At 66.0% G+C, this 716-nt stretch carries 2 protein-coding genes; both read right to left on the bottom strand.

Annotated elements, in window-relative coordinates:
• Positions 1–383: ATP-binding cassette domain-containing protein (locus tag AC1DS5_RS25025; protein ID WP_477720944.1), on the bottom strand; the 383-nt coding region annotated here is incomplete at its 3' end.
• Positions 380–716: FecCD family ABC transporter permease (locus AC1DS5_RS25030; protein ID WP_477720945.1), on the bottom strand; the 337-nt coding region annotated here is incomplete at its 5' end. The genes AC1DS5_RS25030 and AC1DS5_RS25025, both read right to left, overlap by 4 nt.

The raw sequence follows: 716 nt of genomic DNA on the forward strand, positions 1-716 counted from the left end.
CGCATTGCGCGCTCGACCGCAGCCTTGTCCGATGATGTCAGCCGCGCCGGATCGGTGGCGCCATGCGGATAGCGGCCGAGGGCGACGACGTCCTTCACGTCGAGCGGCCAATGCACGACATGGCCTTGCGGCAGATAGCCGAAGCGTTTTGCGCGCTCGCGGAGCGACAAGGACGCTAGTGTATCGCCGGCGACATGGATCGCGCCAATGGACGACTGCAAGCCTGCCAATGCGCGCAGCAGCGTTGTCTTGCCGGCGCCGTTCGGGCCGACCAAAGCGACGAGATGCCGGGCGCTCAGTGAGAGCGAGACGTCGTGCAGCACGGGGCGGCCAGAGAGCGTGACGCTCAGATGGCTCGCGGTCAGCAGCGCCTGATCGCTCATGCCACGCCTCCGCCTAGTGCGCGCCGCTCGCGCATGATGAGATAGAGGAAGAATGGCACGCCGATGATCGATGTCAGGACGCCGACCTTGATGTCTGTGGTCGACGGGATGATGCGCACGGCGATATCCGCGGCCAGCAACAGCGCCGAGCCKGTCAGGGCGCTCGGAATCAGCAATCGTGCGGGATCGTGACCGATGATCGGGCGCATCAGATGCGGCGCGATGAGGCCGATGAAGCCGATCGTGCCGGTGACAGCAACAGCGCCGCCAACGCCGAGCGCGACGCCAAGAATTACCAGCAGGCGCAGGCGGCTCACATGGACACCGAGGCTC

It is taken from the genome of Polaromonas sp. P4_H1, from assembly GCF_056400945.1.